The sequence below is a fragment of the Erythrobacter sp. SD-21 genome (assembly GCF_000181515.1).
GTDB lineage: Bacteria > Pseudomonadota > Alphaproteobacteria > Sphingomonadales > Sphingomonadaceae > Qipengyuania.
The window spans coordinates 357,168-380,675 of sequence record NZ_ABCG01000001.1 but is presented as its reverse complement, the minus strand read 5'-3'; the positions used below and the strand labels follow the sequence as shown (position 1 = coordinate 380,675).

Here is a 23,508-nt window from a genome sequence, read left to right as displayed (position 1 = left end):
AGCGGATGCGGGGATGAGACAGGGAGCCGGGACTAGGGGCCGCGCTTCAGAATTTCCTCCATCTGCTCGCGCAGGACCGGGTCCCATTCCTCCCGCAATTCCTTGACTTTGGCAATCAGTGCCTCGTTCTCGTGATAGGGAATGTCGAGTCGATAGTGGTCGGCAACCTCGCGCATCGACCGACGGTCCATTTCCTCGAAGGCATCCGCAGCCGCCTGGGCTTGCTGGCGATCCATGCCGAGCGCTTCGAAAGCGGAGCGTCCGATGCGCAGCGAGCTGTCGTAGGTCTCGCGGATAATGTCACGGCAACCATACGCCCAGAGTTCGTAGACGTGATTGCGATCGATTGCGCGCGCGGTCACATGGAGGTCCGGGAAGTTCTTCACCGCATACTGGACCAGCTTGTCGATCTGTTCGCGTTCATCGAGTGCCACGACGAGTAGCTTCGCCTTCTCGATACCAGCCGAGTGCAAGAGGTCGGGCCGGGTGGCATCACCGAAATAGGTGCGGAAGCCGAACTTGCGCACGATTTCGAGTTGCTTGCTGTCGTAATCGATGACCGTGGTCGAGAAACCTGCCGCCTGCAGCATGCGGTCGACGATGCCGCCCATCCGGCCGCGCCCGGCGATGATGACGGGATTCTCCTCCTCGATCGTATCCGCATCGCGCCCCTCGCTTTCGCACAGGGCGTGGGCGATCACCTTGTCGTAGAGGATGAACAGCAGCGGGGTGGCCAGCATGGTCAGTGCCACCACGAGGAGGAGCAGGTCGGCGAGCCCCCCGGGGAATACGGCGTTGGCCACCGCGAAGGCGATGAGCACGAAAGCGAACTCGCCCGCCTGCGGCAGGCTCAGGCTGAACAGCCAGAGCGCCTGGCGCCGGAGCCCGTAGAGCCAACCGACGGCTATCAGCACCGCGAACTTAGCGGCAATGGTGACCGCCGCCCAGAACAGGACCGAGCCCCACATCTCGCTTGCCAGCGCAAAGTCGATACCCGCTCCGACCGTGATGAAGAACAGGCCGAGCAGGAGACCCTTGAAGGGATTGATGTCGCTTTCGAGTTCGTGCCGGTACTCGCTGGTAGCAAGCACCACGCCGGCGACGAAAGCACCCAACGCGGGCGACAAACCGACGAGCGACATCAGGAGAGCGATGCCGATCACAACCACGAGCGCGGCCGCCGTGAAGAGCTCGCGCAAATTCGCCGCGGCAATGTAGCGGAACAGCGGCCGGATGGCGTAGATGCCGATTGCGACTACCGCCGCGACCGCGCCGATCCGCGACAGGGCGGCCAGCCATCCGCTCATGCTGGCGGTGAGGTCGATCCCGCCATGCGCGCCCTCGCCGTGCCCACCGGCTCCGTACAGTTCCGGCATCGCCAGCAGCGGGAGCAGCGCGAGAATCGGGATGACGGCCACGTCCTGCACCAGCAGCACCGAGAAGCTGGCCTCGCCGCCCTCGCTCCTGAGCAGGTTCTTCTCGGTCAGCGTCTGGACGATAATCGCGGTCGAGGAAAGCGCCAGCACCATCCCGATGGCGAGTGCCGTCTGCCAGGGATTGCTGTCGATCAGGGCAATGCCGGTGATGGCCAGAGTGGTCAGCAACACCTGGCCCCCGCCCAGCCCCAGCAGCTTGCCGCGCATTTCCCATAGGCGCTTGGGTTCCAGTTCCAACCCGACAATGAACAGCATCATCACCACGCCGAATTCGGCGAAGACCTGCAGCGCCTCCACATCGACGTTCAGCGCGCCAAGCAGCGGGCTGATTGCCATGCCTGCCAGCAAATAGCCGAGCACCGATCCCAGCCCGAAACGGCTCGCCAGCGGCACCGCGATGACGCCGGCGACGAGGATGAGGAAGGCGAGGATCAGGAACCCGGTCACTGTTTTCTCGCCCTCCGCCTGGAAGCGTCAGATATGCAGCGCCCTGCCGTAGCTCGCAAGGACGCTTTCATGCATGCTCTCGCTGATCGTGGGATGCGGGAAGACGGTGTTCATCAGTTCCGCCTCGGTCGTCTCCAGCGTCTTGCCGACGACGAAGCCCTGGATCATCTCGGTGACTTCCGCGCCGACCATGTGGGCACCGAGCAATTCGCCGGTCTTGGAATCGAACACGGTTTTCACGAAGCCTTCCGCCTCGCCCAACGCAATCGCCTTGCCGTTGCCGATGAAGGGGAATGTGCCCGCCTTGACAGTGTAGCCGGCTTCCTTGGCCTTCGCCTCGGTCAGGCCGACGCTGGCGATTTGCGGGTGGCAATAGGTGCAGCCCGGGATGTTGCGGCGGTCGAGCGGGTGCGGGTGGACGTCCTTGTCGCCCAGTTCCTTGGCGATGGCCTCCGCTGTGGTGACGCCCTCGTGGCTGGCCTTGTGCGCCAGCCATGGTCCGGGCGTACAGTCGCCGATGGCCCAGAGGCCCTTCGACTTGGTGCGGCCGTAACCGTCGATCTGGATGAAGCCGCGGTCCATTTCGGCCAGCTTTTCCAGCCCGATGTTCTCCGTGTTCGGGACAATGCCGATGGCGGTGATGCAGTGGGTGAATTCGGTCTCGCTAGTCTTGCCCTTGCTGTCCTTGATCTTGGCCTTCACTCCCTTGTCGGAGACCTTGATGTCCTCGACACCAGCGCCGGTCATGATGCTCATGCCCTGATTGGTCAGGCTCTTCTCGAGGAAGGCGGAGACGTCCTTGTCCTCCACCGGCACAATCCGGTCGAGCATTTCGACCACGGTCACGTCGCAGCCCATGTCGTTGTAGAAGCTGGCGAACTCGATGCCGATTGCGCCCGAGCCGATGACGAGTAGCTTCTTCGGCATTTCCGGTGGCGTCATTGCGTGGCGATAGGTCCACACGCGCTTGCCGTCGGCCTTGGCGAACGGCAGGTCACGAGCGCGCGCACCGGTGGCGACAATTACGTGCTTGGCGGTGAGCTTTTCTTCGCCCTTCTCGCCCTTCACGGTGAGGCTGGTCGGGCCGGTCAACGTGCCCTCGCCCATGTGCACCGTGATCTCGTTCTTCTTCATCAGGTGCGTGACGCCCTGATTGAGCTGCTTCGCCACACCGCGGCTGCGTTTCACCACCGCTTCGAGGTCCGCTTCGATCTTGCCGGCGATCTTCAGGCCATAGTCGCTCGCGTGCTGCGCATAGTGCAGGATCTCGGCGCTCCGCAGCAGCGCCTTGGTCGGGATGCAGCCCCAGTTGAGGCAGATGCCGCCGAGCAGTTCGCGTTCGACGATGGCGGTCTTCAGGCCCAGCTGCGCGCAGCGGATCGCCGCGACATAGCCGCCGGGTCCGGAGCCGAGAACGATAACGTCGTATTGGGTAGCCATTCAGTTTATGCCTTTCGAGCCTGAACGATGGAGCGGATGAAACACGGTCCTGGCGCTAGAAGCGCGGGAAGCCCGTGAGGGGAAACGGAATAGGTATTCGGGTGCGGGATGGCGCGGATCATGCGGTCACCTTACCGCAACGGGTGCGAAGTAGGACAGCCATCATAGCCCCTCTCCCCTCGCGGGAGAGGGGTTGGGGAGAGGGGGCTGCGACGTAGCCATCAAGCCCAGCGCTCCGCCACCGCGCGGGGGCGGTTTTCCTCATCCAGCAGCACAAACTTGAACGTGCCCTGCGCCACTCTAGTCTCGGCCTCGCCATTACGCTCGCGCGCGATGGCTTCGGCGGTGATGGTGAGCGAGGTGTTCCCGGTGGCGGCGATGTCGCAATAGACCGACAGCTCGTCCCCCACCTGCATCGCGCCGGGAAAGGCGAAATCCGTGGCCGAGACGACCACCGCCTTGCCCTTGCCATGCCGACTGGCGAGCGAGCCTGCGCCCAGCGCCATCTGGCTCATCAGCCACCCGCCGAACACACCGCCATAGGGGTTGGTGTCGGCAGGCATGGCCGTGACGCGGATAAGGGGGGAACGGTCAGGCATGTTGCAGCTCATCAGCAAAGGACCATTTGATCGACCCAAATGTCAAAGCGTTGGCCGCGATGAAAATTGGAGGCGCCAAGAAGATTAGCGCAAACGTTTGCGCAACTCCGATGAGAACGAGCGAGAAGATCGCTGCGACAGCGTTTGCCAAAATCGACAACGAGCGAGCCGAATATAGCCCCTCACGTTTCAACCACAGACGGCCCAACAATAGAGTAGGCATCCCGACTAGTCCTACTCCGAGCAATGATATCAGAAGCATACGGGCCGGGATTTCCCACTGCGTGCGCCAATCGACAAGCAGGCTAAAAAACGCGACGGGGATGATTGCAGCTAGAGAGCTTGCGAAAATCCCTGCGAAGACGAAACCGCTCCAACGCATCCTCTCAAACCACCAGCCCCATCGGGTTCTCGACCAGCTGCTGGAAGGCCTGCATGAACTGCGCGCCGTCCGCGCCGTCGATGGCGCGGTGGTCGAAGCTGCCGGTGGCGCTCATCACGGTGGCGATGCCCAGCGCGCCGTCGATGATGTGAGGACGCTGCTCGCCCGCACCGACTGCGAGGATCATCGCCTGCGGCGGGTTGATCACGGCGTCGAACTGCTTGGTGCCGAACATGCCGAGGTTTGAGAGCGAGGCGGTGCCGCCCTGGAATTCATGCGGCTGCAGCTTGCCGTCGCGCGCCTTGCCGGCGAGTTCCTTCATTTCGGTGCTGATCTGCGCGAGGCCCTTGCGGCCCGCATCGCGGATGATCGGGGTGATCAGGCCCGAAGGCGCGGCCACGGCGACCGAGATATCCTCGCGCGTGTACTGGAAAAGCTCGTCGCCCTGGAAGCTGACATTACACAGCGGCACGCGCTGCAGCGCGCGGGCCTGCGCCTTGATCAGCAGGTCGTTGACCGACAGCTTGATGCCGTCCGCCTCGAGGCTCTTGTTGAGTTCGCTCCGCAGCTTGAGCAGCGCATCGAGGCGCACGTCCACCGTCAGATAGATGTGCGGGATGGTCTGCTTCGCCTCGGTCAGGCGGCGCGCGATGACCTTGCGGACATTGTTGAGCTTCTGCGCTTCGTAAGGCGCATCGAGATCGCCGCCTTGCGTAGCGGGTTTGACCGGAGCGGGTTCGGGAGCGGCGGCGGTGTCCTTGGCAGGCGCAGCTCCGGGCTTCGCTTCCTCTACATCGGCCTTTACGATACGGCCATTCGGGCCCGATCCGCTGATCGTCGTCAGGTCGATCCCCTTCTGCTCGGCAATACGGCGCGCTAGCGGCGACGCCTTTATGCGCTTGCCGTCGTCGCCGACCGGTGCGGCTGGAGCGGAGGTTTCGTCATCGGAGGCAGAGGATTTCTCCTCGGTCCGCTTCTCTTCCTGCGCGACCTTTCCCTCGCGCTGCTTTGTCTCGGCTTCGGTCTCGCTGTCGTCACTACCGCCAGCGTCACCTTCAGCCGGCGGTGCGGCCTTGGCGACTTTCTCCACATCCTCGCCCTCTTCGGCGAGCATGGCGATGACCGTGCCGACCTTCACGCCCTCGGTGCCTTCATCGACCGTGATTGAGGCGATTGTGCCTTCGTCCACCGCTTCGAATTCCATCGTTGCCTTGTCGGTCTCGATCTCGGCCATGATGTCGCCGGCGGAAACACTGTCGCCCGGCTTCACCAGCCATTTGGCGAGCGTGCCCTCCTCCATGGTGGGCGAAAGGGCGGGCATCTTGATCGGCGTGGGCATGTTTTGACGTTACGTCCTCGCTGGGAATGTGTTGCGCCGGTCTCTGGCCAATTTGGCCGTGACCCGCAAGGTCCTTGCGCAGAATACGAATTAGCTTGTAGTCGGTGCCCTTCGGAGGGAGCCGGACTTATGCGAATTTACCTCGTCGTGATGGACGAAACGGAGGAGGCCAAGCAGGCCCTGCGCTTCGCTTCGCTGCGCGCGATGAAGACCGGCGGATCGGTGCACATCCTCGCGCTGGTGCCGCAGCAGACCTTTAACGCCTTCGGCGGCGTGCAGGCCACGATCGAGCAGGAAGCGCGCGAACGCGCCGAGGTCATGGCCAATAACGCGGCGGGCAACATCTTCGGCGAGATGGGCAAGATGCCGGTCATCGCCGTGCGCCCCGGATCGCCCGCCGAGGTGATCGGCAACTACCTCGAAGAACACGGCTCCATCGCCGCGCTGGTGCTGGGGACGGCGCGCGAGGGGAAAAACCCCCTCGTCAGTCACTTCGCCGCGCACGCCGCAAACCTGCCCTGCCCGCTCTACCTTGTCCCCGGAAACCTGAGCAAGGAAGAGCTGGACGAGCTGGCCTGATGCGTCAGGTCAGCGTGCCGCGCGTCGGGTAATCGTTTTCCAGCGTAAAGGTCAGGCCGCTGAGCAGGTCGTCGAGGTCGGGGCGCGTGAACGGAGCGTTCTGAACCACGGCGAAATGCAGCGTCCCGTCGGGCTTCACCAGGAACAGGCCGGGTTCGCTGAAAGTATCGGGCTCTTCGCTGCCCTCGCGCTTTTCGGAAATGTAGAGGCCCCATTCGCGGGCCTTCTCCTCGCTCATCGAGTGCGCCAGCGGCACGTCGCCCGTGTCCCATTCCTCGTGGGAAACGGCGGCGCGTTCGGGGCTGTCCATCGACACGGCAAAGACATTGATGCCCTTTTCGGTGAAGCCCGAAAGCTTGCCGCCGAGTTCGGTCAGGTATTTCTTGCAGATCGGGCAATGCTTGCCGCGGTAGAAGACCAGCATGGTGAAGGCCTGGGGATCCTGCTTCGAGAGTTCGAAGCGGGCATCGATGGTCAGCGGCAGGTCGAGTTCGGGGACGGGCTGTCCGGGAATGAGCACGGGATTTGTTCTCCTTTGCTCAACCAATGAGGACAGCCCGGCAGCCGTTCCGCCTACTTCTTCTTTCGGCCTTGGTGGCGGATGTTACCCGGACGGCCTCTCTGCCCCTGTGCATGCTTCTGGCGGGGTGCGCCCTGCCCCTTTTTCAGCGCCTTCTTCTTGTGCTGCAGGCGCTCGCCGCGTTTCTCGATCGGCGCGCCGCCTTCGCTGTCAGGCAATTCGAACTTCAGCGCTCCTGTGAGCGCGTTGGATTCGGCAAGCTTCAGCTTCAAACGGTCGCCAACGGCATAGGTCTTGCCGGTATTTTCACCGACAAGCTCGCGCGCGCCCTCGTCATAGCGGAAGTATTCGCGGCCGAGCGTGGAGACGGGGACAAGCCCGTCACCACCGAGATTCTCGATGGTGGCGAAGAAGCCAAAGCCCTGCACGCCGGTGATGCGGGTATCGAACACCTCGCCCACGCGGCCCGAGAGCCATGCCGCCACATAGCGATCGATGGTGTCGCGCTCGGCCTCCATCGCGCGGCGCTCGGTCTGGCTGATGGCGTCGGTGATCTGCCCCAGGGCCGTGCGGTCGCGGTCGGAGAGACCCGAGGCGTCGGGAATGGCGCCTTTCGGCTTGGGCTGTTCGAGCTTGTAGGCATCCACCAGCGCACGGTGCACCAGCAAGTCGGCATACCGGCGGATCGGGGACGTGAAGTGCGCGTAGCTACCCAGCGCAAGACCGAAGTGTCCGGCGTTGGCCGGCCCGTAATAGGCCTGCGTCTGGCTGCGCAGCACCGCCTCCATGATCAGCGCCTTTTCCGCCGGATCGACGATGTCCTTGAGCATGCGGTTGAAGAGACCGGGCGTGATGACTTGCCCCATGGCGAAGCTCTTGCCTTGGCTGGTGAGGTATTCCTTGAACGCCATCAGCTTTTCGCGGCTCGGTGTCTCGTGCACGCGGTAAACTACGGGAGCGGCCTTTTCTTCCAGCGCCTTCGCCGCCGCGACATTGGCTGCGATCATGAAGTCTTCCACCACCCGGTGCGCATCGAGACGTTCGCGCACGGCGATTTCCTCGATTACGCCCTCGTCGTTGAGGCGTACCTGCCGCTCGGGCAGTTCGAGGTCCAGCGGGTCGCGAGCCTCGCGCGCCTTGAAGAGTAGCTTCCAGGCGCCCCAGAGGTTTTTGAGCGTCTCGTCCGCGCTGCCATCGTCTATGGCTTTTTGCGCATCCTCATACGCAATGTTGGCCGCGAGCCGGACGATGGCGCGAGTGAAGCGCCACTTCGTCACCTTGCCTTCGGGCGAGATGCGGATGTGGCAGGCCATGGCCGCACGGTCTTCGTTTTCGACCAGCGAGCAGACATCGGCGGAGAGGATTTCCGGCAGCATCGGCACGACACGGTCGGGGAAATAGACGGAGTTGCCGCGCTTCCGCGCTTCGCGGTCGAGCTTGCCTCCGGGCCGGACGTAGAAGGACACGTCGGCAATGGCGACAATGGCCTTGTAGCCCCCTTCCCCGTCGGGTTCAGCCCAGATTGCGTCATCGTGGTCGCGCGCATCGGCGGGATCGATGGCGACAATGGGCACGTCGCGCAGGTCCTCGCGCTTTTCCTCGCTGAGCGGGAGATCGGCAACAGCCTGTGCCTCTTCCAGCGCTTCGGGCGGGAAGATGTGCGGGATGCCGTGCTTGGCAATAGCGATGAGGCTGAAGCTCTTGGGTGCCAGCGGGTCGCCGATCACCTCGACCACCTTCACCTTGGCGCGAGGAGATTTGCCCATGGGTTCGGCCAGCACGAGCTCGCCTTCCTTCGCTTCGCCAAGATCGCCGATGGGCGAGGAGTTGCGCACGCGCTTGTCCACCGGGGCGAGCCAGGGCTTGCCGCTGCCGTCCATCTCGACGACGCCCATCAGCCCTTCGGTGCGCGCGGGCAGCTTCTTCATCGGGTGAGCGATCCAGCCCTTCCCGCGCTCTTCGGTGCGCCCGAGGAAACGGTCGCCACGCTTCAGCGCCGCGAGCTTCTTGCTTTCCTTGACCACGATCCGCGGAGGCTTGCTAGGCGCATTGGAATCCCAGCTTTCGGGGATCGCGATAGGTTCGCCATCGTCGATCTCGACGACCTTGAGCACGGTCACCTTGGGCAGGCCGCCCATCTTGTGAAAGGCAGTTTTCTTTCCGTCGATCAGGCCTTCCTCGCCCATGTCCTTGAGGCGCTTCTTCAGCGCGATCTTTTCCTGCCCCTTGATGCCGAAAGCCTTGGCGATTTCGCGCTTGCCGGCTGGCTTGTCGGAACTCTGGATGAATTCGATTATCTGTTCTTTGCTGGGCAGCCCCTGCGGCCGCCCGGTTCTATTCTGTTTTTTCATGCGCGCCATATGGGAACGCCGTTACTTGGTGTCACCCTCTTCCGCGGGGATCGGCGCAAATTGTCCGGCCGGAACCGCACTGGAGACGGGGCTGCGGACCCCATCGGCACCCGTTGCGCTGACGCCGAAAATCCAGTCGTCGCCGCGCACACCTTCAAGCCGCGCGTTAGTGGCGACGACGTTTTCGATTACCGGCTCCTCGCGCCAATAAGGTTCGTCCGTGCGCCGATGCCAGACGGTGTAGCCTATGGCGCCGGGCACCTCACTCCAGGCCACATCGGTATATGTCTGGACCGCAGCCTCGGCCGCCGCAGCGGGCGGCGCGGGGGTGCGCGCCAGTTTGTCGAGCGCGCGGATGTTGAACTGGGTCACCTTGGCGAGATAGGCGAAATCCATCTCGTCCGCCGTGTCGCCATAAGTCACGCCATCTTCCACGCGCAGGTCCTGGTGCTGGTGCTCGTAATCCTCGACCGCAACGGCGATGCGGATGGCGGGGAAGCCCTTCTCCATGAAGGGAATCTGGTCGCCGCCGCGACCCATGCGATCCACTCGCCAGATCTGGCGCACGTCGAGGCCGCCCTCGGTTTCGTCGGCGAGATTGTCGAGCCAGCGCGAGAGATTGCGGCTCGGGCTGTCGTTCTCCCCACCCTCGCGGCGCTGCGCGGCGCGGATGGGATCGGTCAGATCGGCGCGCGGGCCTTCGGAAAAGACGCGCACATGGTCGGGGTCGCAAAAGCCGTCGCTGCCGCAGCTGTTCCCGACGACATCGTTGTTGAGGACCGCCTTAACCTGCCAGCCCTGCTCCGCGGCGTAATCGGCCATGAGGCGGCCACCATACAGGCCCTGCTCCTCGCCCGACAGGAGGGCGTAGACAATGGTGACGGGATACTGCCGCTGGCTCAGCGCGCGCGCCGCTTCGAGAACGAGCACGGTGCCCGACCCGTCGTCGTTGGCGCCGGGCGCATCGCTTTCCCAGTCCATCGCATCGGTCACGCGGCTGTCGATATGCGCCTGGACAATCACGACCTCGTTCGGCCTCTCGGTCCCGCGCTGGATGGCGACGGCGTTGCGGATGCGCGTGGGGCGCGGCAGGCGGCGGCCTTCCTCGATCCGCTCAGGCGCGACGATTTCGAGGCAGCCATCGCAGCCTTGGGAAATCCGCCCGAATTCGGCGAGCCCCCAGTTGACCGCAGCGCCGATGCCGCGCGTGGGATTGTCCTGTTCGGATAAAGTGTGCCGCGTGCCGAAACCGACGAGCGTGTCGATATCGGCTCTCAACCGCTCTTGCGAAACGCTCCCCGCCGGATCGGCGTCCTGCGCGGCAAGCGGGGTGGCGATGAGGGCGACAAGCGGGAGGAGCTTTCTCATGACCGCAGTCTTGCCATGAACGGTTGAAATTACAAATCATTCGTCACCCCGGGCCTGACCCGGGGTCCTGCTTTTACTACGTGGTCCCAGCAACAAGCGGGACCACGGCTCGGGGGCCGGGGTGACGTTTTCCTTATCAGTAAGCCTTGGCCAGCAGCACGCGCTCGGTCGCAGGCTCATCGGTGAAGATGCAGACGCCGTCCACCGGCGCCGCATCCATGGGGACGTTGCGGACGGTGAGCTTGTGTTCCTTCAGACGCTCGACGACCTTTTCCAGCGCCGCGCCGGTCGGCTTCGACCACTGGACTTCGACCCAGCCCGGATAGCGCGAGGCGGCGAAGTGCTGCTCGACCTCGGCCAAGTCGCTCACGCCGCGCGTGATGTTCGCGTCGCGGCGTTCGCGTGCTTCGGTCAGCAGCGCGGACTGGATATCGGCGAGCACATCGGGAATGGTCTGGCCGGCGACGTCGCGCGTCGGCGTCTGGAACGCGGGCTTGCCAGTTTCTGCGTCCCACAGGCGGTCGCGGCGGAGCATCGAGACGACGCCGTTCTCCATGTCGCGGCCACCGACTTCGACGATGATCGGCGCGCCCTTGCGAACATAGTCCCAGCGCTTCTGGGCCGCCTTGCCGGGGCGCGTGTCGAGGAGGACGCGCAGCGGTTCGCCCAGCACCTGCTGGCTGGCGAGCGTGGCGCGCAGGGCCTCGCAATATTCGATGAGGGCGTCGTCTTCGGGCTTGTCGCGCAGCATGGGCAGGATCACCACCTGCTGCGGGGCGATCTTGGGCGGCAGGCGCAGTCCATCGTCGTCGCCATGGGTCATGATGACACCGCCGACCATGCGGGTCGACACACCCCAACTGGTGGTGTGGGCGAAGGTCTCGCCGCCCTCCTTGTTCTGGTATTTAATCCCGCTGGCCTTGGCGAAATTGGTGCCGAGGTAGTGGCTGGTGCCAGCTTGCAGCGCCTTGCCGTCCTGCATCATCGCTTCGATCGACCAGGTCTCGACCGCACCGGGGAAGCGCTCGTTCTCGGGCTTCTCGCCGGGGACGACCGCCAGCGCGAGGTCCTCGTCGGCGAAGGCCCGATAGACTTCGAGCATACGCAGCGTGTGCTCCTTCGCCTCCACCTCGTCGGCGTGGGCGGTGTGGCCTTCCTGCCAGAGGAATTCGCTGGTGCGCAGGAACATGCGGGTGCGCATTTCCCAGCGCACGACATTGGCCCACTGGTTGAGCTTCAGTGGCAAGTCGCGCCAGCTCTGGATCCAGCGCGCCATCGCATCCCCGATGATCGTTTCCGACGTCGGGCGCACGACCAGCGGTTCTTCGAGTTTGGCCTCGGGATCGGGTACCAGACCGCCATCCTTGCCCGCAATCAGGCGATGATGGGTAACAACCGCCATTTCTTTGGCGAAGCCTTCGACATGCTCCGCTTCCCGCTCGAAATTGGAGAGCGGAATGAAGATCGGGAAATAGGCGTTCTCGTGTCCCGTCGCCTTGATCCGGTCGTCGAGCAGGCGTTGCATGCGCTCCCAGATGCCGAAGCCCCACGGCCGGATGACCATGCAGCCACGCACACCCGATTCCTCGGCCATTTCGGCGGCGGAAATGACTTCTTGGTACCAGGCTGCGAAATCGTCGGCGCGGCGGGCGGTGAGGGCATGGCGGATCTGGGCCACGAGAATTCCTGTATCTTGCTTGAGGGTCGGCGGGCGCGCCGATGCAATTATTTGCTAAGCTCGTCCAGCTTCTTCTGCATCGCGGCCATCTGCTTGCGCATCTCGGCCAGTTCGCCGTCGGCATCCTTCTTGGCGTTATCGACATTGCGGCGGGTCGCCGGGATGAAAGCTTCGGCCGCGTTCTGCATCATCTGGAGGTTCGCCTCGGCCATCTTGGCCAGCGGGTTGGCTTCGATGCCCTTGGCAAAAGCTGCCTGGAGCTGTTCACGGTTCTTGCGGAAATTGGCCATGCTCGCTTCGAGATAGCTCGGCATCATCGACTGCATTGAATTTCCGTACATCGAAATCAAATCGCGCAGGAAGCTGACGGGGAGCATTTGCTGGCCGCCGTGGCTTTCTTCCTCGACGATGATCTGAGTCAGGATCGTATGCGTGATATCGTCACCGGTCTTGGCGTCGACGACCTGAAAATCGACATTGTCGCGGACCATCTTCGCCAGATCGTCGAGCGTGATGTAGCTTGAGGTATCGGTGTTGTAGAGTCGCCGGTTGGCGTATTTCTTGATGATGATCGGTTCGCCCTCGGCGGTCCGCTTGGCCATGTCGCTGTTACTCCCCGTTGTGCGTTGCAGCCACGCTTAGCACTTGCACAATGTGCAGCGCAACACATGCTCTCAGCGGGCGAAGCGGTTACCCAGTACGGTGAGCAATTCGTATTGCGTTAGAGAGGTTTGCTGCGCAGCATCGGGCAGGTGATAGGGCAGTTCGACCCAGTCGCCCTCGCCCAGTTCGGGAGCGTCCGAAAGGTCGATCACGATCATATCCATCGACACTTTGCCTAGGATCGGAAGCCGCTTTTCGCCGCTGCGAAACGCTGCTCCACCCCAGCTGCGCAGGATGCCGTCGGCATAGCCCAGGGAGAGGACGCCAACGCGCATTTCGACCGGCGCGGTGAAGGTGGCGTTGTAGCCCACGCCATCGCCGGCGGAGAGTTGGCGGGTCTGGATGATGGCCGCCTTGGGAAAAACGACCTGCCCGATATGGTCCGCCAGTTCAGGCCTCGGTACGCCGCCATAAAGCGCGAGGCCGGGGCGGGTGAGATCGAAATGATAGTCGCTGCCCAGAGCGATCCCGGCGCTGTTGGCGAGGCTAGTCTCGCAGTGCTCGACGCGCTGGATCGCATCACGAAAAGTCTCGAGCTGGCGCGCGTTCATCGGGCTGTCTTCGTCCGCGCAGGCGAGATGGCTCAGGAGAACCTGCACATCGAGCGCCTGCACAACCGGGTTCGAAATTTCCTGTGGCGAGATGCCGAGGCGGTTGATGCCGCTATCGACCATCAGATGGCAGGGCCCACCCCCACTCTCGGCCCAGAGCTTGGCCTGACGGACAGAGTCGATAACCGGCAACGCCCCCGTTTCGCGTGCATAGGCCACCTCGTTTCCATCGAGCGGGCCGTGCAGCACCGCGACTTGCGCTGCATCGACGTGTTCGACGACCGCAGCCACCTCGCTCCAATGGGCGACGAAGAAATCGCCGCATCCCGCATCGCGCAGCACCGGCACGCAATGCTCTACGCCGAGGCCGTAGCAATCGGCCTTCACCGCCGCGCCAGCCCTTGCCGATCCCGACATCCGGTCGAGCGCGCGCCAGTTGGCCGCCAGCGCCTCGCGGTCGAGGTCGAGTCTGAGGGTCGGAGGCGGAAGGCTGCTCAAGCGGCGATCACGGTATGGCCGGGCCTACGGGAGGCAGCTCATTCGACTCTTCGAAGTCCGTCGGCGGCCCATCGGGCAAGCCCCACCAGGCGACGATGAGCCCGAAGGCCACCACCGCCATCGTATACCAGAGACCTGCATAGACGTCGCCCGTGCGCGCCACGATGATGCCGGCGATCAGCGGCAGGAACCCGCCGAGATAACCTGCACCGATGTGATAGGGGATCGACATCGAACTGTAGCGGATCTTGGCCGGGAACATCTCGGTGAGGAGCGCAGCGACCGAGCCATAGGTCAGCGCCGACAGCATCCCGCACACCAGCAGCAGCGCCCCGATGCCGAGGATGTTGGTGAGAGGCGGGGTCTGTTTCGAGAAGTCGAAGCCACGGCCCGAAAGCGCGTCCTGCAAACCGTCGCGGCGCGCGGCCGGATCGCCCGCCCAGTTCGCGCCCAGCGCAACCTCTTCGCCGCCCACGGTCAGGCCGAGCGTCTCGCCCTCCTCGACGGTGTAGCTGACCCCGCTCGCGGTGAGCGTTTCGAGGATCTTGCCGCAGCCACTCTGCTCCCGGTCGAACAGGTCGGCGAAGGGATCGGTGGTGCAGTTCTGGCCGGTGACGACGACAGGATTGTCCTTCGCCGCCTGCGCGAGACCCGGATTGGCAAGGCTGCCCATCGTCCAGAAGATCGGGAAGAGCAGCGCCAGCGTAGCGATTGCGCCGATGATGATTGGTTTCTTGCGGCCCACCCGGTCGGACCATTTGCCGACCACGATGTAGAAGCTCATCGAGATGAAACCGGCGATCAACAGGATCCACTCCACCGTGCTTTCATCGACCCGCATGTCGCGGCGCAGGAAGCTGAGCGAGGAGAAGAACGCGGTGTACCAGATCGTGGTCAGGATGCCGGTGATGCCAAACAGCGCCACGAAGATGCGCTTGGGATTGCCCGGATAGGTCAGGCTTTCCTTGAAGGGGTTGGACGAAGTCTCGCCCGCTTCCTTCATGGCTTGGAACACCGGGCTTTCCGACAGCTTGAGGCGCATCCACAAGGAGATGCCCAGCAGCGCGATCGACAGCAGGAAGGGGATGCGCCAGCCCCATTCGGCAAAATCCTCTGCCGGGATTGTGGCGCGGCAGGCGAGGACCACGACGATCGAGAGAACGAAGCCGCCGACCACGCTTGCCTGGATGAAGCTGGTATAAAAGCCGCGTTTCTCGGGCGGGGCGTGCTCTGCAACATAAATCGCTGCGCCGCCGTATTCTCCGCCGAGCGCAAGTCCTTGCAGGATGCGGAGGCCGATTACGATGATGGGGGCGGCGAGGCCGATACTCGCCGCGCTGGGGATCAGGCCGACGCCGGCCGTCGCGATACCCATAAGGGTGACGGTGACGAGGAAGGTGTATTTGCGCCCCAGCCTGTCCCCGAGATAGCCGAAAAGGATCGCGCCAAGCGGGCGGAAGCCGAACCCGACGGCGAAGCCCGCCCAGACCAGCAGGATTTGCAGCGTCTCGTTACCGCTCGGGAAGAAGGCCGCGCCGATGAGGCCGGCCAGCGTGCCATAGATGAAAAAGTCGTACCATTCGAAGATCGTCCCCGCGCTCGACGCGGCGATGACCAGGCGAATTTCCTTTTCGGTCGGTTCCCTCTGCAAGGCTGCTGCCCCTGCCATTGTTCTCGCTCCCCTCTCTATCGCGACGTGGCGAAGGGACTTAGCGCCCCGCCCCGCCCTTGGAAAGCGCATCGAGGGCGGCTCTCCACGGCAAGAGGATCGCGCCATGGCGGCCGGGATAGGCGCGCGCGGGCTCGAGAATTTGCATGCCGGGCCAGTCGGGACGTTCCTCCGCGCCGCCCAGCCAGCGCTCGATCTGGTTGTGCGTCGCCGAAAGTCGAGCCACCGGATGGGCGTCGAAATGACGCGCGAAGATCGCGGCGGATGCCTGCCCTACCGCGCAGGCCGTCACCCTGAGGCCCAGCCTGCTTGCCGGGTCGAGGGAGAGAGCAATCGAACTCCCGCAGCTACGCGAATGTGCCTGACCCTGGAGGGGCGCATCAGCATCGTAGGGATGGTCGGCCAGCTCGACGGCAAGCGCGAGCAGTTCAGGCGAATAGAGCGCCCGGCGAACCGCCTGTGTCACTCGGCCTGCGCTTCGGCATCGACCGCAGCTGCTGCTTCCTCCCCGCGCAGCTTGGCGCGGCGTTGGGCGAGAACTTCGACCACGGAGCGTGACCCGGCGTCGACCACTTCGTAGCTGCGCGCCGTGGTAATCCACACCGGGCGCCCGCGATAGTCCCACACGGAATCGTAGCCGAGCACGAGGACCGAGAAAGCGATGACGACGATGACAAAGCCCTTGAGCGCGCCGAATCCGAAGCCGAGCACCCGATCGATCGGGCCGAGGACCGAGCCGCGCGAGGCTTGCCCGACATTGTTCGCGATAACCTTCATCGCGGCATAGGGGATCAGCAGCAGGAAGGTAAATGCGAGAACCGAAGTCGTCACGCCGGCACCGATCCAGTCCTGCAAGGCCAGCGTGAGCGGCGTGTGCAGGAACCGGATCGCGAAGGCGGCCAGAATCCACGATGCGAGCGAAAGCACCTCCTGGAGGAAGCCGCGCATGAACCCGCCGACGGCTGCCACGCCGACGATCAGAAGGAAAAGAAGATCGAAACCCGTCATAAGACCCAAATAACCCCTAGGGGTTTGGGGTTTATTAACTGCTCATCACCCGGTCAACGAGGTTCGCGAGTTGTCCCAGCTCTCCATACTGGAGTTCCGCCGAACCGTTCTTCGCATCGGGCGGACCGAAGCCCCTGTCGAACCCCAGCTTGGCGGCTTCGCGCAGGCGCACGCCGCCATGGGCGACCGGGCGCACTTCGCCGGCCAGGCTGACCTCGCCCAGCCAAACGCTGCGCTGCGGCAGAGGCTTGTCGGCCAGCGCGCTCACCAGCGCTGCGGCAACGGCAAGGTCGGCGGCGGGGTCCGACAGGCGATAGCCGCCCGCCACGTTGAGATAGACTTCCGCCGAACTGAAAGAGAGGCCGCAGCGCGATTCCAGCACAGCGAGCAGCATCGCGAGCCTGCCATTGTCCCAGCCTACCACCGCGCGCCGCGGGGTCGCGCCCGATTGCAGCCGCACGATCAGCGCCTGGATCTCGACCAGCACGGGCCGCGTCCCTTCCATCGCGGGGAAGACCGAACTGCCCGCCAAGGGTTGGTCGCGCCCCGACAGGAACAGCATGGAAGGATTCTCAACCTCCTCCAGTCCATCGCCCGCCATGGCGAAGACGCCGATCTCGTCCACCGCGCCGAAGCGGTTCTTGAGCGCGCGCAGGATACGGTATTGGTGGCTGCGCTCGCCCTCGAAGCTCATCACCACGTCGACCATATGTTCGAGCACGCGCGGCCCGGCGATATTCCCGTCCTTCGTCACATGGCCGACCAGCACCAGCGCGACGCCGTTTTCCTTGGCATAGCGGATCAGCTCGAAAGCACAGCCGCGCACCTGGCTGACCGTACCGGGCGCGCCCTCGATCGTGTCCGAATGCATGGTCTGAATCGAATCGATCACGAGGAACTTGGGCGTTTCCATCTGGCCGAGCGTAGTCAGGATATCGCGCACGCTGGTCGCCGCCGCCAGCTTCACCGGCGCATCGCACAGCCCGAGGCGCGCGGCGCGCATGCGGACCTGTCCCGAGGCTTCCTCGCCGCTGACATAGGCGACGCTATGCCCCTCGCGCGCGACCTTGGCCGCGGCCTGTAACAGCAGCGTCGACTTGCCGATACCCGGATCGCCACCCATCAGGATCGCACTGCCCGGCACGAGACCGCCGCCCAGTGCCCGGTCGAATTCGGCCAGCCCCGTCCGTTGGCGCAGCGGCATTTCGCCCGGTTTGTCAAGATCGACGAAGTCGACCGCCCTGCCCCCGCTCGACAGATCGTGCTTCATTGAAAACACCGTTGCCGGGGCGTCTTCGGTCAGCGTGTTCCATTCCGCGCAATCGGCACATTGCCCCTGCCACCGGTGCGAAACCGAGCCACAGGCCTGGCAGACATAGCGTTTCTTGGGTTTTGCCATGGCGATTGACTAACAGAACATTTGTGGAACGCAATTGCCTTTACCCGTGCAGCTGTGCACAAAGGAAGGCGATGCGGCAGAAGGAACTGAGGATCGCGCTTGTCTGCTATGGCGGGGTCAGCCTGGCAGTCTACATGCACGGCGTCACACGCGAAGTGTGGCAGCTTGCCCGCGCGAGCCGCGATTTCCATGCGGACCACGAAAAGCGCGGCGGGGCGCATACGGTCTATCTTGAAATGCTCGAAGAGATCGAGGCCAGCGAGAAACTGCGCCTCCGCATCCTGCCCGATATCGCCAGCGGGGCGAGCGCGGGCGGCATCAATGCGGTCTTCCTTGCCCAGGCCATCTTCTCCGGCCAGAGCCTCGAACCGCTCACCGACCTGTGGCTGGAGATGGCCGATGTTGACGAGCTGACCGATCCGGAAGCAAAACTGCGCTGGCCGGGCGGCAAGATCTGGGCCCAGCCCTTCGCGACCTGGATGCTGAGCCGGCCGGGCACCGAGATCGCGGCCGAAGTGGCGCCGGAAACCCGGCAGGAAGTGCGGCGCAAGGTCTCGCATCTTATCCGCGGACGGTGGTTCGAACCGCCTTTCTCGGGCCTCGGCTTCTCCCGCCTCTTGGCGCGGGCCTTTGCTTCCATGGCCGCGACCCCGCGCGAGGCGCCGCTCCTTCCGCCGAACCACCCGCTCGACCTGTTCGTGACGGCGACCGATTTTCACGGCTATCTCGAACTCCTCCGCCTCAACAGCCCTCCGGTCGTCGAGGACAGCGAGCATCGCATGCCGATCACCTTCCGGCGCAAGACCCCCGGCTTTGCCGGAGTGAGCCTGGCGGACCCGATGGAGCTTGTCTTCGCGGCGCGCGCTACGGCGAGTTTCCCCGGCGCCTTTCCTCCGCTCAAGCTGGAAGAGATCGATAGCCTTGCAACGGAATGCCAACACGACTGGCAAAGTCGCGAGGATTTCCTCGAGCGGATCATGCCCGTCCATGTGATGCGCGAGAATGTCGAAAGCGTCTCGCTGATTGACGGGTCGGTGCTGGTGAACAAGCCCTTCGGCGGGGCCATGGCCGCCTTGCGTGGCCGCCCGGCCCAGCGCGAGATCGACCGGCGTTTCGTCTATGTCGATCCGCGCCCCGACCGCTTCGGCGAAAGGCATGCACGCCGGACCGGCGATGTCGGATTCTTCTCCTCGATCTTCGGTTCCCTGTCGACCATCCCGCGCGAGCAGCCGATCCGGGACAATCTCGAACAGCTGGAAGGCCAAAGCCGTGAGGCCGAGCGCCTGTCGCGCATTATCAAGGCGCTGAGACCGGATGTCGAACGGACGGTGGAGAAGCTGTTCGGCTACACACTGTTCCTCGATCGCCCCACGCCCAAGCGGCTCAAAGCGTGGCGTCAGAAAGCGCAGCAGGCGGCGGCCGAACAGGCAGGCTATGCCTTCCAGTCCTACGCCCATGCCAAGGTCAGCGGGATCGTCACGCGCCTCGCGAAGCTCGCCTGGCAGGAAGCGCCGACCCTTCACCTGACCGATCACGGAACGATCGAGGAAGCGCTGAGGGGCGAACTCAGCCGCCGCGGTTTGGATACGCTCGCGAGCGACAAGGGGGGCGCGACGCGCGAAGCCATCCTGTTCTTCCGGGAACACGATATCGGTTTTCGTATCCGCCGGTTGCGCCTGCTGGCGAGGCGGCTGGCCCGCGACTGGGAAGCCGATCCCGAGATACCGGACGCCGCGCTCGAAGAGGGCCGGAACACGATCTACGCGATCCTGTCGCTCTATTTCGAGAAGGAGGGAGCCGCTGCACTGGGCGACACCTTCGGCGAGATCGCACAGGGCGCGCTTCGCGATCCCGCGGCTCTGCTCGATCATGTGGAGAGCCGGCGCCTGCTCATCGAACTCGACGACCGGGCGGAGGAAATGCTCGCCGAGGCGCTTTCGGTAATGCCCGACAATCTGCGGCGGCGCATGCTGTTCGCCTATCTCGGCTTCCCTTTCTACGATGTCGCCACGCTCCCGCTCCTGCGGCACGAGGGGCTGACCGAATTCGATCCGGTCAAGGTCGACCGCATCAGTCCGGACGACGCGCGCAGCCTGCGCGACGGCGGCACGCTGGCGACCTTGCGCGGGATCGAGTTCTACAATTTCGGGGCTTTCTTCAGCCGTGCCTACCGGGAGAACGACTACCTCTGGGGCCGGCTGCACGGAGCCGAGCGGATGATCGATATCACCTGCTCGACGCTGGACACGCCGCTACCCGAGGCACGGTGCCGCGATTTCAAGCGGCGCGCGTTCCTAGCCATCCTCGACGAGGAGGAAGAGGCCGGTCGTCTCGATCTCGCGCTGATCGACGGGATCAGGGGCGAGATCGAGGAACGTCTCGCCTGATCGTCGCGATCAGCTGCCGAAAGCAGTGCGGATCTTGTCGAAGAAGCCCTTGGACTGCGGGCATTCGTCGCCCGTTTCCAGCTCGCGGAACTGTTCGAGCAGCGCGCGCTGCTCCTTGCTAAGTTTCGTCGGCGTTTCCACCGCGATCTCGACCACCATGTCCCCGCGTCCGCGCCCCTGCAGCACGGGCATGCCTGCGCCGCGTTGACGCAGTTGCTTGCCCGACTGGATACCGGCCGGAATTTCGAGAGTGAGTTCCTCGCCATCGAGGCCGGGAATTTCGATCGATCCGCCCAGCGCAGCCTTGGTGAAGCTGATCGGTACACGCGTGGCGAGCGTGGTGCCTTCGCGCTGGAAAATCTCGTGCGGCCTTACATGGACGAAGATGTAGAGATCGCCCGCAGGCGCGCCGCGCGGACCCGCTTCGCCCTTGCCGGAAAGGCGGATGCGTGTGCCGGTGTCGACGCCGGGAGGAATATCGACCTCCAGCTTTTGCGGAACGTCCACGCGCCCTTCGCCGCGGCAGTCGCGGCAGGGCGAGGTGATGACTTCGCCCGCGCCGTGGCAATTCGGGCACGGCCGTTCGACCACGAAGAAGCCCTGCTTCGCGCGGACATTGCCCTGCCCGCCGCACAGATTGCAGGTGCGGGCATGGGTGCCGGGCTGCGCACCCGAACCGTGGCAGGTGTCACAGGCCTTGCTGACCTCGATCTCGATTTCGGTCGACTTGCCGTGGAAGGCGTCTTCCAGCCCGATTTCCATATCGTAGCGCAGGTCTGCTCCGCGCCGCGGACGGGCACGCCCGCCGCCGCCACCAAAGGCGGAGCCGAAGATGGTCTCGAAGATGTCGCCGATATCGCCGAAATCGGCGTTGCCATGCGCCCCGCCGGGGCCGCCGCCGTTCTGAAAGGCTGCGTGGCCATACCGATCATAAGCTGCGCGCTTTTGCGGGTCCTTGAGGCAATCATAAGCGACGCTGATCGCCTTGAAGGTGTTCTCGCTCTCGGTGCAGCCCGGGTTCTTGTCCGGGTGATGCTTCATCGCGAGCTTGCGATAGGCGCTCTTGATGGCCGCGCCATCCGCATCGCGGCTGACGCCGAGCACTTCGTAGAAATCGATTTCGGTAGCTGACATGGCAATCCCCGCCCTAAAACTTACCCCCACCGGAGCGCAGCGGCACCGGTGGGGGCGGAGTTTTCATCAGGCGTCTCAGTTCTTCGCGTCTTCGTCGACTTCGGAGAATTCGGCGTCGACCACCTCTTCCTCCTGCGCTGCATCCGAACCGGCGTCGCCGCCTTCCGGAGCGTCGGAACCGGCGTTCGCCTGCTCCTTCTCGTAGATCGACTGACCCATCTTCATCGCGCTCTGCGACAGATCCTGGGCCTTGGCGTTGATGTCAGCGGCATCGTCGCCTTCGAGCGCGGTCTTGAGCGCTGCGACCTTCTCTTCCACTTCGCTCTTCAGCGAAGCGTCGATCTTGTCGCCATGCTCTTCGAGCTGCTTCTCGGTCGCGTGGACGAGGCTGTCAGCCTGGTTGCGGGCCTCGGCGCTTTCGCGGCGCTTCTTGTCCTCGTCGGCGAATTTCTCCGCGTCCTGCACCATCTGGTCGATGTCGCTGTCGGACAGACCGCCCGATGCCTGGATGCGGATCTGCTGTTCCTTGCCGGTGCCCTTGTCCTTGGCCGACACGTTGACGATGCCGTTGGCGTCGATGTCGAAAGTGACCTCGATCTGCGGCACGCCGCGTGGTGCGGGCGGGATGCCGACCAGGTCGAACTGACCAAGCAGCTTGTTGTCGCTCGCCATCTCGCGCTCGCCCTGGAACACGCGGATCGTCACAGCCTGCTGGTTGTCCTCGGCGGTCGAGTAGGTCTGGCTCTTCTTGGTCGGGATCGTCGTGTTGCGGTCGATCATCTTGGTCATGATGCCGCCGAGCGTTTCGATACCCAGCGAAAGCGGGGTCACGTCGAGCAGCAGCACGTCCTTGACGTCGCCCTGGAGGACGCCGGCCTGGATGGCAGCGCCCATGGCCACGACTTCATCGGGGTTTACGCCGGTATGCGGCTTCTTGCCGAAGAATTCCTCGACCGTCTCGCGCACCTTGGGCATGCGGGTCATGCCGCCGACGAGGATGACCTCGTCCACACCGCCCTTGTCGATGCCCGCGTCAGCCAGTGCCTTCTTGCAGGGCTCGAGCGTGCGTTTGATGAGGTCGCCGACCATCTTTTCGAGGTCCGAGCGGCTTATGGTTTCCACAAGGTGCAACGGGGTGGACGAGCCACCTTCCATGCGTGCGGTGATGAAGGGCAGGTTCACTTCCGTGGTCTGCGCCGAGCTGAGCTCGATCTTCGCCTTTTCGGCCGCTTCCTTGAGGCGCTGCAGCGCGAGCTTATCGCTCCGCAGATCCATGTTTTCCTTCTTCTTGAACTGGTCGGCCAGCCATTCGACGATAGCGCTGTCGAAGTCCTCACCGCCGAGGAAGGTGTCGCCATTGGTCGACTTCACTTCGAACACGCCGTCACCGATCTCGAGGATCGAAACGTCGAAGGTGCCGCCGCCAAGGTCGTAAACGGCTATGGTCTTGCCGTCGTCCTTGTCGAGGCCGTAGGCCAGCGCAGCCGCAGTCGGTTCGTTGATGATGCGCTCGACTTCGAGGCCGGCGATCTTGCCGGCGTCCTTGGTTGCCTGGCGCTGGGCGTCGTTGAAGTAGGCCGGAACGGTGATGACCGCCTTTTCGACCTTCTCGCCGAGATATTCCTCAGCCGTTTCCTTCATCTTCTGAAGGATGAAGGCCGAGACCTGGCTCGGGCTGTACTTTTCGCCGGCAGCTTCCACCCATGCGTCGCCGTTCGGACCCTTGACGATGTCATAGGGGACCAGCTCCATGTCCTTCTTGGTCATGGGGTCGTCGAACCGGCGGCCGATGAGTCGCTTAATCGCGAAGAGGGTGTTGTCCGGATTGGTGACCGCCTGGCGCTTGGCCGGCTGACCGATCAAACGCTCGCCATCCTTGGTGAAGGCGGTGATCGAGGGCGTCGTGCGCGCGCCTTCGGAATTCTCGATGACCTTGGGTTTGCCGCCGTCCATCACGGCGACGCAGCTGTTGGTGGTGCCCAGGTCGATACCGATAATCTTGCTCATGGTTTCCCCATCTGTTTCAAGTCATTGGACGCTGCGCAGCTGGTTTCCCGTAA

At 64.0% G+C, this 23,508-nt stretch carries 18 protein-coding genes; 2 read left to right on the top strand and 16 right to left on the bottom strand.

Features of this window, described 5'->3' with window-relative positions:
- Nucleotides 1-32 precede the first annotated feature (32 nt).
- From ED21_RS01880 to ED21_RS01860, 4 genes are all read right to left on the bottom strand, one after another.
- Nucleotides 33-1,883 carry a cation:proton antiporter gene (locus ED21_RS01880; RefSeq protein ID WP_006832122.1) on the bottom strand — a complete coding sequence of 617 codons (1,851 nt, stop codon included), beginning with the start codon at nucleotides 1,881-1,883 and terminating at the stop codon, nucleotides 33-35.
- Between the two features lie 27 nt (nucleotides 1,884-1,910).
- On the bottom strand, nucleotides 1,911-3,323 hold the full coding sequence (gene lpdA / locus ED21_RS01875) for a dihydrolipoyl dehydrogenase (protein WP_006832121.1): 1,413 nt from the start codon (nucleotides 3,321-3,323) through the stop codon (nucleotides 1,911-1,913).
- Nucleotides 3,324-3,544: 221 nt separating this feature from the next.
- Nucleotides 3,545-3,922: an acyl-CoA thioesterase gene (locus tag ED21_RS01870; RefSeq protein WP_006832120.1), complete on the bottom strand. Its 378-nt coding sequence runs from the start codon at nucleotides 3,920-3,922 to the stop codon at nucleotides 3,545-3,547.
- Nucleotides 3,923-4,308: 386 nt separating this feature from the next.
- Complete coding sequence (locus tag ED21_RS01860; protein WP_006832118.1) at nucleotides 4,309-5,643, bottom strand: pyruvate dehydrogenase complex dihydrolipoamide acetyltransferase; 1,335 nt, start codon at nucleotides 5,641-5,643, stop codon at nucleotides 4,309-4,311.
- Between the two features lie 129 nt (nucleotides 5,644-5,772).
- Here ED21_RS01860 and ED21_RS01855 point away from each other — a divergent pair, with 129 nt between their 5' ends.
- On the top strand, nucleotides 5,773-6,222 hold the full coding sequence (locus ED21_RS01855; protein ID WP_006832117.1) for a universal stress protein: 450 nt from the start codon (nucleotides 5,773-5,775) through the stop codon (nucleotides 6,220-6,222).
- 4 nt (nucleotides 6,223-6,226) lie between these two features.
- Here ED21_RS01855 and ED21_RS01850 read toward each other — a convergent pair whose 3' ends face one another.
- The 10 genes from ED21_RS01850 to radA all read right to left on the bottom strand — a co-directional run bounded on the left by ED21_RS01850 (nucleotide 6,227) and on the right by radA (nucleotide 17,927).
- Nucleotides 6,227-6,742, bottom strand: a complete 516-nt coding sequence (locus ED21_RS01850; RefSeq protein WP_006832116.1) for a peroxiredoxin-like family protein — start codon at nucleotides 6,740-6,742, stop codon at nucleotides 6,227-6,229.
- 53 nt (nucleotides 6,743-6,795) lie between these two features.
- Entirely contained in the window at nucleotides 6,796-9,102 is a 2,307-nt protein-coding gene (gene rnr / locus ED21_RS01845) for a ribonuclease R (RefSeq protein WP_006832115.1), read from the bottom strand.
- A 12-nt stretch (nucleotides 9,103-9,114) separates the two neighbouring features.
- A complete protein-coding gene (locus ED21_RS01840) occupies nucleotides 9,115-10,461 on the bottom strand; it encodes a M20/M25/M40 family metallo-hydrolase (RefSeq protein ID WP_006832114.1) in 1,347 nt (448 codons plus the stop codon).
- Between the two features lie 136 nt (nucleotides 10,462-10,597).
- Entirely contained in the window at nucleotides 10,598-12,139 is a 1,542-nt protein-coding gene (proS, locus tag ED21_RS01835; protein WP_006832113.1) for a proline--tRNA ligase, read from the bottom strand.
- A 47-nt stretch (nucleotides 12,140-12,186) separates the two neighbouring features.
- A complete protein-coding gene (gene phaR / locus ED21_RS01830; protein ID WP_006832112.1) occupies nucleotides 12,187-12,741 on the bottom strand; it encodes a polyhydroxyalkanoate synthesis repressor PhaR in 555 nt (184 codons plus the stop codon).
- Nucleotides 12,742-12,813: 72 nt separating this feature from the next.
- Complete coding sequence (alr, locus tag ED21_RS01825) at nucleotides 12,814-13,851, bottom strand: alanine racemase (RefSeq protein WP_006832111.1); 1,038 nt, start codon at nucleotides 13,849-13,851, stop codon at nucleotides 12,814-12,816.
- Between the two features lie 7 nt (nucleotides 13,852-13,858).
- Nucleotides 13,859-15,520 (bottom strand): MFS transporter, encoded by a 1,662-nt coding sequence (locus ED21_RS01820; protein ID WP_006832110.1) that lies wholly within the window; start codon nucleotides 15,518-15,520, stop codon nucleotides 13,859-13,861.
- Nucleotides 15,521-15,560: 40 nt separating this feature from the next.
- Nucleotides 15,561-15,986, bottom strand: coding sequence for an iron-sulfur cluster assembly scaffold protein (locus ED21_RS01815; protein WP_006832108.1), 426 nt, complete (start codon nucleotides 15,984-15,986; stop codon nucleotides 15,561-15,563).
- Nucleotides 15,983-16,528, bottom strand: coding sequence for a CvpA family protein (locus ED21_RS01810; protein WP_006832107.1), 546 nt, complete (start codon nucleotides 16,526-16,528; stop codon nucleotides 15,983-15,985). The genes ED21_RS01815 and ED21_RS01810 overlap by 4 nt, the downstream gene beginning before the upstream one ends.
- 34 nt (nucleotides 16,529-16,562) lie before the next feature.
- Complete coding sequence (radA, locus tag ED21_RS01805) at nucleotides 16,563-17,927, bottom strand: DNA repair protein RadA (protein WP_006832106.1); 1,365 nt, start codon at nucleotides 17,925-17,927, stop codon at nucleotides 16,563-16,565.
- A 71-nt stretch (nucleotides 17,928-17,998) separates the two neighbouring features.
- Between radA and ED21_RS01800 the strand changes: the two genes are divergently transcribed.
- The gene (locus tag ED21_RS01800; protein ID WP_006832105.1) at nucleotides 17,999-20,314 is read left to right on the top strand and encodes a patatin-like protein; all 2,316 of its coding nucleotides are present in this window, start codon (nucleotides 17,999-18,001) and stop codon (nucleotides 20,312-20,314) included.
- A gap of 9 nt (nucleotides 20,315-20,323) precedes the next feature.
- Here the strand turns inward: ED21_RS01800 and dnaJ are convergent, their stop codons facing one another.
- The gene (dnaJ, locus tag ED21_RS01795; protein ID WP_006832104.1) at nucleotides 20,324-21,448 is read right to left on the bottom strand and encodes a molecular chaperone DnaJ; all 1,125 of its coding nucleotides are present in this window, start codon (nucleotides 21,446-21,448) and stop codon (nucleotides 20,324-20,326) included.
- A gap of 75 nt (nucleotides 21,449-21,523) precedes the next feature.
- Complete coding sequence (dnaK, locus tag ED21_RS01790) at nucleotides 21,524-23,455, bottom strand: molecular chaperone DnaK (protein WP_006832103.1); 1,932 nt, start codon at nucleotides 23,453-23,455, stop codon at nucleotides 21,524-21,526.
- Nucleotides 23,456-23,508 lie beyond the last annotated feature (53 nt).

Excerpts from the sequence above, each read along its gene's own strand:
- lpdA (WP_006832121.1), bottom strand. The coding sequence starts at position 3,323 with ATGGCTACCCAATACGACGTTATCGTTCTCGGCTCCGGACCCGGCGGC.
- ED21_RS01870 (WP_006832120.1), bottom strand. The coding sequence starts at position 3,922 with ATGCCTGACCGTTCCCCCCTTATCCGCGTCACGGCCATGCCTGCCGAC.
- ED21_RS01860 (WP_006832118.1), bottom strand. The coding sequence starts at position 5,643 with ATGCCCACGCCGATCAAGATGCCCGCCCTTTCGCCCACCATGGAGGAG.
- ED21_RS01855 (WP_006832117.1), top strand. The coding sequence starts at position 5,773 with ATGCGAATTTACCTCGTCGTGATGGACGAAACGGAGGAGGCCAAGCAG.
- rnr (WP_006832115.1), bottom strand. The coding sequence starts at position 9,102 with ATGGCGCGCATGAAAAAACAGAATAGAACCGGGCGGCCGCAGGGGCTG.
- ED21_RS01840 (WP_006832114.1), bottom strand. The coding sequence starts at position 10,461 with ATGAGAAAGCTCCTCCCGCTTGTCGCCCTCATCGCCACCCCGCTTGCC.
- phaR (WP_006832112.1), bottom strand. The coding sequence starts at position 12,741 with ATGGCCAAGCGGACCGCCGAGGGCGAACCGATCATCATCAAGAAATAC.
- ED21_RS01820 (WP_006832110.1), bottom strand. The coding sequence starts at position 15,520 with ATGGCAGGGGCAGCAGCCTTGCAGAGGGAACCGACCGAAAAGGAAATT.
- ED21_RS01810 (WP_006832107.1), bottom strand. The coding sequence starts at position 16,528 with ATGACGGGTTTCGATCTTCTTTTCCTTCTGATCGTCGGCGTGGCAGCC.
- radA (WP_006832106.1), bottom strand. The coding sequence starts at position 17,927 with ATGGCAAAACCCAAGAAACGCTATGTCTGCCAGGCCTGTGGCTCGGTT.
- ED21_RS01800 (WP_006832105.1), top strand. The coding sequence starts at position 17,999 with ATGCGGCAGAAGGAACTGAGGATCGCGCTTGTCTGCTATGGCGGGGTC.
- dnaJ (WP_006832104.1), bottom strand. The coding sequence starts at position 21,448 with ATGTCAGCTACCGAAATCGATTTCTACGAAGTGCTCGGCGTCAGCCGC.
- dnaK (WP_006832103.1), bottom strand. The coding sequence starts at position 23,455 with ATGAGCAAGATTATCGGTATCGACCTGGGCACCACCAACAGCTGCGTC.